The 14,676-nt window shown below is 62.2% G+C and carries 12 protein-coding genes; 5 read left to right on the top strand and 7 right to left on the bottom strand.

What is annotated here, in order from left to right:
- Positions 1 to 74 precede the first annotated feature (74 nt).
- The 6 genes from nahK to CAG47_RS18220 form a co-directional block, all read right to left on the bottom strand.
- A complete protein-coding gene (nahK, locus tag CAG47_RS18245; protein WP_085726235.1) occupies positions 75 to 2,717 on the bottom strand; it encodes a hybrid sensor histidine kinase/response regulator NahK/ErcS' in 2,643 nt (880 codons plus the stop codon).
- The gene (gene nosP / locus CAG47_RS18240) at positions 2,647 to 3,810 is read right to left on the bottom strand and encodes a nitric oxide-sensing protein NosP (RefSeq protein WP_085726234.1); all 1,164 of its coding nucleotides are present in this window, start codon (positions 3,808 to 3,810) and stop codon (positions 2,647 to 2,649) included. Before nosP ends, nahK begins: the two co-directional genes overlap by 71 nt.
- Positions 3,811 to 3,964: 154 nt before the next feature.
- Positions 3,965 to 5,149, bottom strand: a complete 1,185-nt coding sequence (locus CAG47_RS18235; RefSeq protein WP_085726233.1) for a porin — start codon at positions 5,147 to 5,149, stop codon at positions 3,965 to 3,967.
- A gap of 209 nt (positions 5,150 to 5,358) precedes the next feature.
- Entirely contained in the window at positions 5,359 to 6,165 is an 807-nt protein-coding gene (locus CAG47_RS18230) for a sulfite exporter TauE/SafE family protein (RefSeq protein ID WP_085726232.1), read from the bottom strand.
- Between the two features lie 9 nt (positions 6,166 to 6,174).
- Entirely contained in the window at positions 6,175 to 7,419 is a 1,245-nt protein-coding gene (locus CAG47_RS18225; RefSeq protein WP_085726231.1) for an FAD/NAD(P)-binding oxidoreductase, read from the bottom strand.
- Positions 7,420 to 7,585: 166 nt separating this feature from the next.
- Entirely contained in the window at positions 7,586 to 7,927 is a 342-nt protein-coding gene (locus CAG47_RS18220; protein ID WP_007976596.1) for a helix-turn-helix transcriptional regulator, read from the bottom strand.
- Positions 7,928 to 8,030: 103 nt separating this feature from the next.
- Between CAG47_RS18220 and CAG47_RS18215 the strand changes: the two genes are divergently transcribed.
- Positions 8,031 to 8,894, top strand: a complete 864-nt coding sequence (locus tag CAG47_RS18215; RefSeq protein ID WP_085726230.1) for an MBL fold metallo-hydrolase — start codon at positions 8,031 to 8,033, stop codon at positions 8,892 to 8,894.
- 117 nt (positions 8,895 to 9,011) lie between these two features.
- Here the strand turns inward: CAG47_RS18215 and bkdR are convergent, their stop codons facing one another.
- Positions 9,012 to 9,500: a Bkd operon transcriptional regulator BkdR gene (bkdR, locus tag CAG47_RS18210; RefSeq protein WP_007976593.1), complete on the bottom strand. Its 489-nt coding sequence runs from the start codon at positions 9,498 to 9,500 to the stop codon at positions 9,012 to 9,014.
- 185 nt (positions 9,501 to 9,685) lie between these two features.
- Here bkdR and CAG47_RS18200 point away from each other — a divergent pair, with 185 nt between their 5' ends.
- From CAG47_RS18200 to lpdA, 4 genes are read left to right on the top strand one after another with little or no spacing between them, the layout of a single operon-like run.
- On the top strand, positions 9,686 to 10,921 hold the full coding sequence (locus tag CAG47_RS18200; RefSeq protein WP_085726228.1) for a 3-methyl-2-oxobutanoate dehydrogenase (2-methylpropanoyl-transferring) subunit alpha: 1,236 nt from the start codon (positions 9,686 to 9,688) through the stop codon (positions 10,919 to 10,921).
- Between the two features lies 1 nt (position 10,922).
- Positions 10,923 to 11,981, top strand: coding sequence for an alpha-ketoacid dehydrogenase subunit beta (locus tag CAG47_RS18195; RefSeq protein WP_085726227.1), 1,059 nt, complete (start codon positions 10,923 to 10,925; stop codon positions 11,979 to 11,981).
- Complete coding sequence (locus CAG47_RS18190; protein WP_085726226.1) at positions 11,982 to 13,253, top strand: dihydrolipoamide acetyltransferase family protein; 1,272 nt, start codon at positions 11,982 to 11,984, stop codon at positions 13,251 to 13,253.
- Between the two features lie 3 nt (positions 13,254 to 13,256).
- A complete protein-coding gene (lpdA, locus tag CAG47_RS18185) occupies positions 13,257 to 14,639 on the top strand; it encodes a dihydrolipoyl dehydrogenase (protein ID WP_085726225.1) in 1,383 nt (460 codons plus the stop codon).
- Positions 14,640 to 14,676 lie beyond the last annotated feature (37 nt).

Below are 14,676 nucleotides of genomic sequence, written 5' to 3'. Positions count from 1 at the left end.
GATGGTGGTCAACGATGACGCTGGGTGCCTGACACCCCGCGGTGTTCTCACGTCCATCGCGAGCATGCTCGCTCCTACAGGGGGGTGCCCTGGCCGAGCAAATGACTCATCGCCGTCTTCAGCTTCATCGGCCGCACCGGCTTGTGCATCAGGGTGTGGCCCAGTTCGCGGATCTGCTGTTTGAGTTCATTGCTGTAGTTGGCCGTGATCATCATCGCCGGGAGCGGTGACGCGCGCCGGGCATTGATTCGGGCCACGGCGTCGACGCCATTGCGCTCGTTGTCCAGGTGGTAGTCGGCGATCAGCAGGTCGGCCTCGGCCTGATAGTCGTCCACTTGCCGCGCCAGGTCCTCCTCCGACAGCGCCGTCACCACCCGACACCCCCATCCCTCCAGCAAGGTGCGCATGCCGGCACAGATGGTCGCGTCGTTGTCCAGCACCCATATCCGTGCACCACGCAGACGCTCAAGCATTGGCTCACTGATCTGCAACGTCGGCGGCGGTTTCGGCGCGGTGGCGCTCAACGGCACCTCGACCGAGAACATCGAGCCCCGCCCCGGCCACGAGCGCACATGAATGGGATGCCCGAGGATGCCGGCAATTTTCTCGACGATCGCCAGGCCCAGGCCCAGGCCGCGATCCTGATCGGGCCGCTGCACATCTCCGCGCTTGAACTCCTGGAAAATTTCCTCCAGGCGATGCTCGGCAATCCCCATGCCGCTGTCCCAGACCTCGATCGTCAGGCTCTTGCGATGCCGCCGACAACCGAGCACCACGCGACCACTGCAGGTATAGCGAATCGCATTGCTCAGCAAATTGCGCAGAATCCGCGCCAGCAACTGGATGTCGCTGCGCACCAGCGCCGAACAGCGGATGAAGTGCAGTTGCAGGCCTTCACTGCGGGCCACCTGGGTGTATTCGGCGGCCAGGTTGTCCAGCAGTTCGCTGAGGGCGAACGGCGCAATGTCGGCCTTGATCACCCCCGCGTCGAGCTTGGAGATGTCCACCAGAGTGCCGAGCAGGTTCTCCACGTCCTCCAGGGAATTGCTCACGTTGCGCACCAGAATCTCGCTGGACATCGGCTCGCGCCGTTCCAGCAAGGCACTGGTAAACAAGCGCGCGGCATTCAACGGTTGCAACAGGTCGTGACTGACGGCGGCGAGAAACTTGGTCTTGGACAAGTTGGCCTGCTCGGCTTCCTGCTTGGCCTCGCGCAAGCGTGACTCGACCAGGCGACGCTCATCGATCTCGCGCAACAGTTGGTCGTTGAGGGTGGTCAATTCCGCCGTGCGCTCGCATACCCGCAGTTCCAGGTTCTGATAAGCCTGATGCAGTGCTTCGGCGGTGCGGCGACGTTCGGTGATATCGCGGATCAGCACAAAAATCCCCACCACCTCGCCACTGGGCAGGCGGTTGGGCACATAGGAGCGCAGCATGTAGCGCTCCTGGTTGTTGACGTTGGTTTCGGCGAACTCGAACGTCACGCTCTCGCCGGCCAGCGCCCTGGCCACATAGGATTCCAGCCGCTGGTAGTGCTGCTCGCTGTGCACTTCGCGCAGGCTCTGGCCGAGCATCACCCCGCGGGGCCAGCAGTACCACTCTTCGTAGACCTTGTTGGTGAACTCGTAGACCAGATCGGCATTGAGGTAGGCAATCAACGCCGGAACGTGATCGGTGATCAGGCGAATCCAGTGTTCGCTTTCACTCAATGCCTCGGCGTGCTGGTAGCGTTCGGTAATGTCGGTGAAGGTGTTGACGAAACCGCCGGCGGGCAACGGATGGGTGCGGATTTCCAGGACCCGGCCATCGTACAGGCGCTGTTCGCATTCGCGTATCGGTCGACCGTTGCCATCGCGGCTGGCCGGGGTCAGCAGGCTCAACTCACTGTCGGCGATCACTTCGGCAAACGGACGATGGGCCGCCACCGGCGCCAGGCCGCTCAACTCCAGGAAACGCCGGTTCCACAACTCCAGAATCCCCTCGGCGCTGACCATCGCCACCCCTTGGGAAAGGTTGTCGACCGCCCGTTGCAACAGGTGCGACTTCTGCGCCACCGCCTGCTCACGGCGCACGGTTTCACTGAGTTTGACGTCGGTGATGTCGGTGAACAGAATCACCCGCCCACCTTCCTGGGTCGGCCGCTCGCTGACTTGCAGCCAGCGCCCGTCCTGCAGGCGATAAAGCAGGTTTTCGTCGGCATGCCCACGTGGCTCTTCGGTGAACAGGCCGTTGCTCATCATCAGTCGCTTGACCTCGGTCAGGCGCATGCCGGCATTGATCCGCACCCGGCTGCTGCTCCAGAACGCCTTGAAGCGACTGTTGAACAGCACGATGCGTTGCTCGGCGTCGAACAGCACGAAGGCGTCGGAAATGCTTTCGATGGCATCGATCAGGTGTCGATGCGCCGTTTCCGCGCGCAAGCGGGCTTCGCTGAGCAAATGATTACCGGCCTTGAGTTCGGCCATGGCCTGGTTCAGGGCATCGGTGCGTTCGCGCACTTGCTCGGCCAGCACCACCGAATGCTGGAACGCGGCGTACGGGTCGTTGCCCCGGGTCACCCCGGATTCGACCCGTTCGATCAGCGCACCGTTGATGCGCTGCAGTTTATGGTTTTCCTGGCGCAGCCTGGCCAGTTCGGCCTGCAGCTCAGCGATGTCCTGGGGCACGGCCACGGGCAATGGCGACGCCGGTGAAGGTCTGGTTGATGTGCATGCCATTGAACTGTTCTCCGTAGGTGTTGAACCCCATCACCCGTTGCTCGCGCAAAAACGTGCCGATCCGATCAAGACTGCCGTCGTCTTCGAGCTCCAGACGCCGCAGGAAACAGTCGCAACCGATGGTCAGCAGCAAATCGCCCAGGCGCTCCTGCAACCCCTCGAACAGGCTCTGCAGGTTCGGCAGCATCGGCCCCGGGGTCATGGCGGTCAGGACGATGCCGTTCTCCACGGCGCAGTAGAAACTCAGGCTCAGATCCGGGTGCACCTGCTGGATGGCCCGCACGTAGTACTGCTGGTTGATCCGCACCGCCAACGGGTGCGCGGCGAAGACCCGGTGATCGAGTTGCGCCACCGGCACGCCGATGTGACGGGCGTACTCGGCGGCGGCCGGCTCGGCATTGAGTTCGAAGACCCGGCGCAAGGTACTGTCGGCCCCGGTGACCACCAGTTTCTCCGTGCGGGGCAGTACGTGGTGGGTGGTGAACACCTCGAAATCCAGCCAGGTATTGACCAGCATCACCACGGCTGCGCCGCTGTGGAACTCGCCATCGAAGTACACATGGGTATGGGTCAGGTAGTTATCGTCGCCGGCCGAACCGCCGAAATGCGGAATATCGCCCAATGCCGCGCTCAAGGCCGCCAGGACCATTTCTTCGCGACTGGACAGGCCATCGAGCAGGGTCAGGGCAAAGCTGTTGCCCTTGATCGGGGCCAGGGTGTTGCTGCGACAGCCACTGACCAGGCGCTCGACCATTTGCTGGGCGTCGATCAGGCTGAAGTGCTCCATCTGGTCGATCAGCTCGATCGCAATGGAAAAATGCCGGTGATCGAAACCCACCGCTGTCACGCAATTGCGTCCGTAGCCCAGCGGAGTGATTTCCCCGGCGCTGGTACAGCCCGCCAGGCGAATGCCGCCGAAGCTTTGCTGCAAGGCCTGGCCCAACACCTGCAAGTCGTACTCGGCGGAACAGAAGAACAGCACGAACCCCAGGTGCGGGTGCAACAACTGTCGTGCCAGTTCCTGTGCGACTTGCCGGGCATCGATGGCCTGGGACATCGCGCTGACGATTCCTTCGTTCTGGACCGACTGCATCATCGCCTCCCGCAGGTGCGTGTGTATGAGGCACGAGTGTACGAAGTCTGTTTGGTGCGACGAATGCTACTTGGGTAGCGGGTAGCCGCTTCGATGGGATGAGACGGGTGGCGACCCCCGCCGCGATGCGCACGGCCGGGGCCACCTCCCGGGGTTACCAGGTCAGCACCGCCCCCACCGCAAAGGTGTCGGTGTTTTCGTTCTGTTCGTCGGTGTCGTGCCCGTTGATTTCGAACTGGTTGTACTCGGCCACCAGCTTGAGGTTGTCGTTCACGTCATGGAACAACGCGATGCCGCGGGTCTCGTAGTCCGCGCCGCTGCCGACCACGCCGTTGCCATCGTCATTGGTCTTGCCATAGGACAAGGCCAGGCGGTTCTTGCCCAGTTTGTAGGAGCCCTGCAACAGGTAGCCGTCGCTGTCGACGTTGCGCAGGGTCGGCTCGCCGGCATTGTTGGTGAAAAACGGGTTGATGCCCTTGGCCTGGAAACCGGACCCGGTAAGGGACAAGCCGCCCATCTTCGCCTGCACGCCATAACCGACACCCTTGGAGGTGACGGTCTCGACCGTGGAATCGGTGTTGTCCGAAGTCTGGTAGCTGCCGTTGACCCAGCTATAGATACTGGCCCCGGCCAGGTCGAACTGATAGGTGACTTCGCTCTCGGTACGCGGGTTTTCCTGATAGGCCTTGCCCGTCGGGCTGCTGTCGTTGGTGTCCACCGGGTCCATGATGCCGACCGCCACGCGCAGACCGTCCATCACCGGGGTGCGATAGGTAATCTGCGAGGTCGGGAACGGGTACGGGTAACCGGTGCCGATGTTGCCGAACGACACCCCGCCACCGTCCACCAGCCCCAACGTATCGCTGACCTGGCCGTAACCGGCGAGCATTTCATCGAGCAGGATGTTGGAACGGGCGAACAGCCCGAAATCCTTGCCGATCAGCACTTCGCCCCATTCCGGGTTGGCCACGGTGCCGAAGAACTGTCGCACATCGATGGCGGTGTCGGTGCCGTTGGTTTGGCTGTCGTTGATGGTGACCCAGAACGAGGCGCGGGCACCGAGCTTGAGATCATCTACCTGCTTGCCCATGTTGAACCCCAGGTAGTTGGGCAAAAAGCCCATCTTGACCCGCGACTGCCGACGGTCGAACTGCTCGCCGGCGCGGTCGACATCGCTGTTCACGTAGAAGGCGTTGATGTAGCCGTCGGTGGAGAACGTGGTCTGGTCCTTGTCGTACAGCATGATATCCGCCTCGGCCGCCTGGCTCAGGCCAAGGGCAGACAGGCTGGCGATGAAGGCAGGCAGAAAACGATGCGTGACGTTCTTATTGTTGTACATGGCGCGCTCCGATACGGGGGACTGAGTGTCGGAGGCGATTATCGAAACCTGACAGGCGGTGCCATACGCTGCCTTGGGGCCGGTTTTCAGGTGCTTTGGATGGACCGGCGGTGCGTGACCACTATGGTGTACGACCGCTTGTCGGCGTGGCTCGCCACTTAGGGTGTAAGCCTGTGGACGCGAGTGGCATCCACAGGAGCCGGTACCGGCTAGGCGTTGGTCCTCAACAGCATGTAGATGGCGACCACGACGCAGACACTGGCAAACCCGACCTGCAACGCCCGCGCCGGGACCAGGGCACACAGCTTGCGGCCGACGATCATGCCGATAATGCTGGTGCCGATGAAGGTCGCGCCCACACTGTCGATGCGCACCCCGGCATGGAACGCGCCGATCACGCCGATGGCGGAAATCAGGCTGATCACCATCAGCGAGGTGGCGATGATCCCGCGCATTTGCACATCGGTCAGTTGCTTGAACGCCGGGACGATCAGAAAACCGCCGCCCACCCCCAACAGTCCCGAGACCACACCGGTCACTGCCCCGAGCGCGGCGAGGGTCGCGGTGCATTTGGCGGTCCAGGAAAACCGTCCGGTCTGTTGATCGAGCATGCAGTTCTTCTGGCCCCAGTTGGCGTGACCGTGGTCACTCGGACCTTCGTCCTTGCGTTCACGGCGCAACATCCGCCAGGCCACCATGACCATCAACAGGCTGAACAGGATCATCAGGATTTTTTCCGGCAACCGATGGGCAAAGTAGATACCCACCGGCGAGAACACCGCGCCGAGCGCGGCGATCAACAACGCCGCGCGATAACGCACCAGGCCATGGCGCAAGCCATCGATGGCGCCGACCGCTGCCGCACTGCCCACCGCAAACAACGCCACCGGAGCGGCCTGGGTCATGCTCCAGCCCAACCCCAAAACCAGGGCCGGGACCGCAAGGATACCGCCGCCGGCGCCGGTCAAGCCGAGCACCAACCCCATCACTACGCCAAACAGACTTGCCAGCAACATAGGGAGTTCTCAGTCGACCCTGGACACACGTGTCAGCCACTCGCGGCCCTTGAGCATACCGTTCCAGTAGAACCACGGTAGCAATGTCGCCTTCAGCCACCACGCCGAGCGGCGCGGGATCGTCGGGTCAAGGGGAAAGGTCGGCAACAACTTGCCGGCGTAACCGAACTCGGCAAGGATCACCTTGCCCTTCTCCACCGTCAGCGGACAGGAACCATAGCCGTCGTACTTCAGCGGCAGTGGTTGGCGCTTGCGCAAGGCCAGCAGGTTTTCGGCCACCACCACGATCTGCTTGCGCACCGCCGCGGCGGTTTTTGCATTGCTGGTGCCGCAGATATCGCCCAGCGCGAAGACCTCCGGATAACGCGGATGCTGCAGGCTGTGGGGGTCGACCTCGCACCAGCCGGCGGCGTCGGCCAGGGGACTGCGGGCAACGAAATCCGGGGCCACCTGAGGCGGCACGACATGCAGCAGGTCGAAGGTCTTTGCCTGGCGGGTGACATTGCCATCGGCGTCCCTAACGTCGAACCACGCGGTTTTCGCCGGGCCGTCGACCTTGACCAGGTTGGCGTTGAAGGCCAGCCGGGCCTTGTACTTCTCGATGTACTTCATCAGCGGCGGAACAAAGGTCGCCACACCGAACAGTGCCGCGCCCGCGAGATTGAATTCGACGTCGATGTTGCCCAGCACACCGGTCTTGCGCCAGTGATCGCAGGACAGGTACAGCGCCTTCTGTGGCGCTCCGGCACATTTGATCGGCATGGCCGGCTGGGTGAACAGCACCTTGCCGCCGCGCAATTTCCGCACCTGATCCCAGGTATAGGTCGCGTGCCGGTAGCTGTAATTGGAGGTCACGCCGTGCTGGCCGAGGGTTTGCTCCAGGCCTTCGATTTTCTCCCAGGCCAGGCGCAGACCGGGGCAGACCACCAGGTGCTGATAACTGACCGTGCGATCGTCACCGAGGGTGAGTTGGCGCTGGTCGGGATCGATGCCCGTTACGGCAGCCTGCAGCCAATTGGCTCCGCGCGGCATCACCGATGCCATGGGCCGCACGGTGTTTTCCACGTTGAAGGCACCACCGCCGACCAGTGTCCAGGCCGGTTGATAGTAGTGCCGGGATTCGGGCTCGATCACGGTGATGTTCAGGTGCGGGCTGCGCTTGAGCAGGCTGGCGACAAAGCCGATACCCGCCGTGCCGCCGCCGATGACCACGATATCTGCACTGATGGATGGGCCCCAGTGTTGATCGTTCATTGCTTGTTCCTTTTGCTGCACGCAGGGATGTTGCCAGTTTCAACACAAAACAACTGTGGGAGCGAGCCTGCTCGCGATAGCGGTAGATCAGCCAACACTCGTGCTGAATGTACTGCCGTCATCGCGAGCAGGCTCGCTCCCACAGGTTCTGTGTGTTGACTGGCATTTAAGGTTGAACCCAGCTTTTAAGTACCGCCCCGCAATACAGCCCGGAGAGGGTTTTCATCACCTGGATCACTTCGTGACTGGCGAGACCGTAAAAAATGTACTTGCCTTCACGACGGGTCGCGACCAATCCCTCATCGCGCAGGATGCCCAACTGTTGGGACAGGGTCGGTTGGCGCACGCCGGTCATTTTCTCCAGCTCGCCAACGTTGCGCTCGCCCTGGGTGAGCTGGCACAGGATCAACAGGCGATCCTCATTGGCCAGGGCCTTGAGCAGCGCGCATGCCTTGGAGGCCGAAGCGCGCAGTTGAGCGACCTCACATTCGGTCAGACTGGATTGCATTTGCAGGATGCCTTCAACGTCACTTAAGCTGCGAACATTATGTCTTTACATAAAGTGTTGCAACCCATGACTGACTTTTCCAACCCTGCACAGGTTCGTGTCCATGCCCGCGCTGATTGAAGCTTTCCTCGACCCCGCCTCCTCGACCTACAGCTACGTGGTCTACGAGGCCGATGGCGGGCAGTGTGCGATTGTCGACCCCGTGCTCGATTACGACGGTGCGGCCGGGCGTACCGCGACCACCCAGGCCGACAGGATCATCGCCTTCGTCCGCGCCCACACACTGCAAGTGCAATGGCTGCTGGAAACCCACGCCCATGCCGATCACCTGTCCGCCGCGCCCTATCTGCGCCGGGAGCTGGGCGGCAAGATCGCCATTGGCGAGTCGATCAGCAAGGTGCAGGACGTGTTCAAGGCGCTGTTCAATCTGGAACCCGCCTTTCGCGTCGACGGTTCGCAATTCGATCAACTCTTCGCCCCCGACGAATCGTTCATGATCGGCAATCTCAAGGCGACCGCCCTGCACGTGCCCGGCCATACCCCGGCGGACATGGCTTACCTGATCGACGGTGAGCAAATCCTCGTCGGCGACACACTGTTCATGCCCGACGTCGGCACCGCCCGCTGCGATTTTCCCGGCGGCAACGCTCATCAATTGTTTGCTTCAATCCAGAAATTGCTGGCCTTCCCCGCCAGCGTGAAGCTCTACGTCTGTCACGACTACCCACCGGCCGGCCGATCGGCACAATGCCAGACCACCGTCGGCGAACAACGCAAAAGCAACATTCACGTGCATGACGGGATCGACGAAGCCGCGTTCGTCGAGATGCGTACGCGGCGTGATGCGGGGCTGGGCATGCCGACGCTGTTGCTGCCGGCGATCCAGGTGAATGTGCGGGCGGGGAATCTGCCGCCGGCCGAGGGCAATGGCGTGACTTACCTGAAGATCCCCCTGAACAAATTCTGACCCTGTGTAGGAGCGAGCAGGCTCGCGAAAAACGCCAACGACAAACGCGGCAAGCCTGACACCCCCCGGCGCCCTCAGGTTTTTCGCGAGCTTGCTCGCTCCTACAGAGTGATCGTGTCAGTTGCCCAAAGTCAGGCCATTGGCCGGCAACGGCAGCGCGGTCTTGTAGCGCACCTGCTTGAGCGCAAAGCTCGAACGGATGTTCGCCACCCCCGGCACCTTGGTCAGGAAATCCATCATGAAACGCTCCAGCGACTGAATGGTCGGCACCAGCACCCGGATCAGATAGTCCGGGTCGCCGGCCATCAGGTAGCACTCCATCACTTCGGGGCGATCGGAAATCGCCTCTTCGAAATGTTGCAACGCCTCCTCTACCTGCTTTTCCAGGCTGACGTGAATGAACACGTTCACGTGCAGCCCCAGCAGGTCGGCATCCAGCAACGTCACTTGCTCGCGAATCACTCCCAGTTCTTCCATGGCCTTGACCCGATTGAAACACGGGGTCGGCGACAGGTTCACCGAGCGCGCCAGGTCGGCGTTGGTGATGCGCGCATTCTCCTGAAGGCTGTTGAGAATGCCGATATCGGTACGGTCCAGTTTGCGCATGAGACAAAAACACCTGTTTTTTTTGTTTATGCAGGTTTTCTATCTGCAAATGATCTTTAGCGCAACGAAACAGAGAGAAATATTCTTCTTGGGCGGGCCTATGATTGTTGTAGGACAAGATTTCATTTACCGAATGAAATCTGTCAGCTCACTACAAGAAATTCACAAGATCGAGCGTAGAAGCCATGACCCAAGCGTATGAACCGCTGCGCCTGCACGTCCCCGAACCCTCGGGCCGTCCCGGCTGTAAAACCGACTTCTCCTACCTGCATCTGACCGATGCCGGTACGGTGCGCAAACCCCCAATCGACGTTGAACCGGCTGACACGGCTGACCTGGCCCGTGGCCTGATTCGCGTGCTCGACGACCAGGGCAATGCCCTTGGGCCGTGGGCCGAAAACGTGCCGGTCGAGATCCTGCGCAAGGGCATGCGCGCCATGCTCAAGACGCGCATCTACGACAACCGCATGGTGGTCGCCCAGCGTCAGAAAAAAATGTCGTTCTACATGCAGAGCCTTGGCGAAGAAGCCATCGGCAGCGCCCAGGCCCTGGCCCTGAACATCGACGACATGTGTTTCCCGACCTACCGCCAGCAGAGCATCCTGATGGCCCGGGACGTACCGCTGGTCGACCTGATCTGCCAACTGCTGTCCAACGAGCGCGATCCGCTCAAGGGACGCCAGTTGCCAATCATGTACTCGGTCAAGGAATCCGGCTTCTTCACCATCTCCGGCAACCTCGCCACCCAGTTCATCCAGGGTGTGGGCTGGGGCATGGCCTCGGCGATCAAGGGCGACACCAAGATCGCTTCGGCCTGGATCGGCGACGGCGCTACCGCTGAATCGGACTTCCACACCGCCCTGACGTTCGCCCACGTGTACCGCGCCCCGGTGATCCTCAACGTGGTCAACAACCAGTGGGCGATCTCCACCTTCCAGGCGATCGCCGGCGGTGAAGCCACCACCTTCGCCGGTCGTGGCGTCGGTTGCGGCATTGCCTCCCTGCGGGTCGACGGCAACGACTTCTATGCGGTGTATGCCGCGTCCGCCTGGGCCGCCGAACGCGCGCGCCGCGGCCTTGGCCCGACCATGATCGAATGGGTCACCTACCGTGCCGGTCCGCACTCGACCTCCGATGATCCGTCGAAATACCGCCCTGCCGATGACTGGAGCCACTTCCCGCTGGGTGATCCGATCGCTCGTCTCAAGCAGCACCTGATCAAGGTCGGCCACTGGTCCGAAGAGGAACACGCCGCCGTCAGCGCCGAACTGGAAGCCCAGGTGATCGCCGCGCAAAAAGAAGCCGAACAGTACGGCACCCTCGCCGGTGGCCAGATTCCGAGCGCCGCGACCATGTTCGAAGATGTCTACAAAGAGATGCCGGAGCACTTGAAGCGCCAGCGTCAAGAGTTGGGGATCTGACATGAACGATCACAACAACAATATCGAGCTGGAAACCGCCATGACGACGACCACCATGACCATGATCCAGGCCCTGCGCTCGGCCATGGATGTGATGCTAGAGCGTGACGACAACGTCGTGGTCTTCGGCCAGGACGTGGGCTACTTCGGCGGCGTGTTCCGCTGCACCGAAGGCCTGCAGAACAAGTACGGCACCTCGCGGGTGTTCGACGCACCCATCTCTGAAAGCGGTATCGTCGGCACCGCCGTGGGCATGGGTGCCTACGGTCTGCGCCCGGTGGTGGAGATCCAGTTCGCCGACTACGTGTACCCGGCCTACGACCAGATCATTTCCGAGGCCGCGCGCCTGCGTTATCGCTCGGCCGGCGAGTTCACCGCGCCGCTGACCCTGCGCATGCCCTGCGGCGGCGGCATCTACGGCGGCCAGACCCACAGCCAGAGCATCGAGGCACTCTTCACTCAGGTATGCGGTCTGCGCACCGTCATGCCGTCCAACCCCTACGACGCCAAAGGCCTGCTGATCGCCTCCATCGAAAACGATGACCCGGTGATCTTCCTTGAGCCCAAGCGCCTGTACAACGGCCCCTTCGACGGCCACCACGAGCGTCCGGTAACCCCGTGGTCGAAACACCCCGCCGCACAGGTTCCGGACGGTTACTACACCGTACCGCTGGACGTAGCCGCGATCGCCCGTCCGGGCAAGGACGTGACCGTCCTGACCTACGGCACCACCGTCTATGTATCGCAAGTGGCCGCCGAGGAAACCGGTGTCGATGCCGAAGTCATCGACCTGCGCAGCCTGTGGCCACTGGACCTGGAAACCATCACCAGATCGGTGAAGAAGACCGGGCGTTGCGTGATCGTGCACGAAGCGACTCGTACCTGCGGTTTCGGTGCCGAACTGGTGTCGCTGGTGCAAGAGCATTGCTTCCACCACCTGGAAGCTCCGATCGAACGCGTCACCGGTTGGGACACCCCTTACCCGCACGCGCAAGAGTGGGCGTATTTCCCAGGCCCGTCCCGAGTGGGCGCGGCATTGAAACGGGTCATGGAGGTCTGAATGGGCACGCACGTCATTAAAATGCCGGACATTGGTGAAGGCATTGCAGAAGTTGAATTGTCGGTATGGCACGTCAAGGTCGGCGACATGGTCGTCGAAGATCAGGTGCTGGCCGATGTGATGACCGATAAAGCGATGGTCGATATTCCGTCGCCGGTTCACGGCAAGGTCATCGCGCTGGGCGGCCAGCCCGGTGAAGTCATGGCGGTCGGCAGTGTGCTGATCAGCATTGAAGTCGAAGGCGCGGGCAACGTTAAGGAATCGGCGCAACCGGCCCCGGTGAAAGAAGCCCCCGTCGCAGCGCCGAAAGTCGAAGCCGTGGTGGAAAGCAGACCGGTCGCTGCCCCAGCGCCGAAAGTTGCCGCATGCCAGGGCCCGATGGTCGCTCGTGCAGCGGACGAACGCCCACTGGCCTCCCCGGCCGTGCGCAAGCACGCGCTGGACCTCGGCATCCAGTTGCGCCTGGTCCGTGGCAGCGGCCCGGCCGGCCGCGTGCTGCATGAAGACCTCGACGCCTACCTGGCCCAGGGTCAGTCGAATGCATCGACGATCAGCAGCGCCTACACCCAGCGCACCGATGAACAGCAGATCCCGGTGATCGGCATGCGCCGCAAGATTGCCCAGCGCATGCAGGACGCCACCCAGCGCGCCGCCCACTTCAGCTACGTCGAAGAAATCGACGTCACCGCCGTGGAAGAGCTGCGCGCGCACCTCAACGAAAAACATGGCGCGACGCGCGGCAAGCTGACCTTGTTGCCGTTCCTGGTCCGCGCCATGGTTGTCGCCCTGCGCGACTTCCCGCAAATGAACGCCCGCTACGACGACGAAGCCCAGGTCATCACCCGCCTCGGCGCCGTACACGTCGGCGTCGCGACCCAGAGCGACGTCGGCCTGATGGTGCCGGTGGTGCGTCACGCCGAAGCCCGCAGCCTGTGGGACAGCGCGGCGGAAATCGCCCGCCTGGCCAGCGCCGCGCGCAATGGCAAGGCCAGCCGCGATGAACTGTCCGGCTCGACCATCACCCTGACCAGCCTCGGCGCCTTGGGCGGCATCGTCAGCACGCCGGTGCTGAACCTGCCGGAAGTGGCGATTGTCGGCGTCAACAAGATCGTCGAACGGCCAATGGTGATCAAAGGGCAAATCGTGATCCGCAAGATGATGAACCTCTCCAGCTCCTTCGATCACCGCGTGGTCGACGGCATGGACGCGGCGCTATTCATCCAGGCCATTCGTGGCTTGCTCGAACAACCCGCCACCTTGTTCGTGGAGTAAGTCATGCAAACGTTGAACACCACACTGTTGATCATCGGCGGCGGTCCTGGCGGTTATGTCACAGCGATCCGTGCCGGTCAGTTGGGCATCCCGACCATCCTGGTGGAAGGCCAATCCCTGGGCGGCACCTGCCTGAACATCGGCTGCATTCCGTCCAAGGCACTGATTCACGTCGCCGAGCAATTTCATCAGACGCGGCACCACCACCAGCTTTCGACCCTGGGCATCGGCGTTTCGGCGCCGACCCTGGATATCACCAAGAGCGTCGAGTGGAAGGACGGCATTGTCGATCGCCTGACCACCGGCGTCGCGACACTGCTGAAAAAGAACAAGGTTCAGGTCATTCAAGGCTGGGCCAGGGTCATCGACGGCAAGACCGTGGAAGTCGGCGACACGCGCATCCAGTGCGAACACCTGGTGCTGGCCACCGGATCGAAAAGCGTGAACCTGCCGATGTTGCCGATTGGCGGGCCGATCATTTCCTCCACTGAAGCGCTGGCGCCGACCTCCGTGCCGAAACGCCTGATCGTGGTCGGTGGCGGTTATATCGGTCTGGAGCTGGGCATTGCCTATCGCAAACTCGGCGTCGATGTCAGCGTGGTGGAAGCGCAGGAGCGCATCCTGCCGGCCTACGACGCCGAACTGACCCAGCCGGTGCACGACGAACTGAGAAAACTCGGCGTAAGACTTTACTTGAGCCATAGCGTGCAAGGCTTTGATTCAACAGAAAATACATTGCAAGTTCTGGCCCCGAACGGCGCGACATTGAACCTGGAAACCGATCAAGTGCTGGTGGCCGTCGGTCGCAAGCCGAACACCCAGGGCTGGAACCTCGAAGCGCTGAACCTGGACATGAACGGTTCGTCGATCAAGATCGACCACCGCTGCCAGACCAGCATGCGCAACGTCTATGCCATCGGCGACCTCAGTGGCGAACCGATGCTGGCGCACCGGGCCATGGCCCAGGGCGAGATGGTTGCCGAGCTGATCAGCGGCAAGAGCCGCGAGTTCAACCCGACCGCCATCGCCGCCGTGTGCTTCACCGACCCGGAACTGGTGGTGGTCGGCAAGACCCCGGACGAAGCCAATGCCGCAGGCCTGGACTGCATCGTGTCGAGCTTCCCGTTCGCCGCCAATGGCCGGGCCATGACGCTGGAGTCGAAAAGCGGCTTCGTGCGCGTGGTCGCCCGTCGTGACAATCATGTGATTGTCGGCTGGCAGGCGGTGGGCGTCGGTGTGTCGGAGTTGTCGACCGCGTTCGCGCAAAGCCTGGAGATGGGCGCGCGGCTGGAAGACATCGGCGGCACCATCCATGCGCATCCGACGCTGGGTGAAGCGGTGCAGGAAGCCGCGTTGCGTGCGTTGGGGCATGCGTTGCACCTGTGATTCTGAGTGATTGATGGCGGCAGTGCTGGCCTCTTCG

Origin of the sequence: Pseudomonas sp. R37(2017), from assembly GCF_002113375.1 — a bacterium.
In the GTDB taxonomy this organism is placed as follows: Bacteria; Pseudomonadota; Gammaproteobacteria; order Pseudomonadales; family Pseudomonadaceae; genus Aquipseudomonas.
The sequence above is the reverse complement of the archived record's forward strand: the minus strand, read 5'-3'. Positions and strand labels throughout refer to the sequence as shown.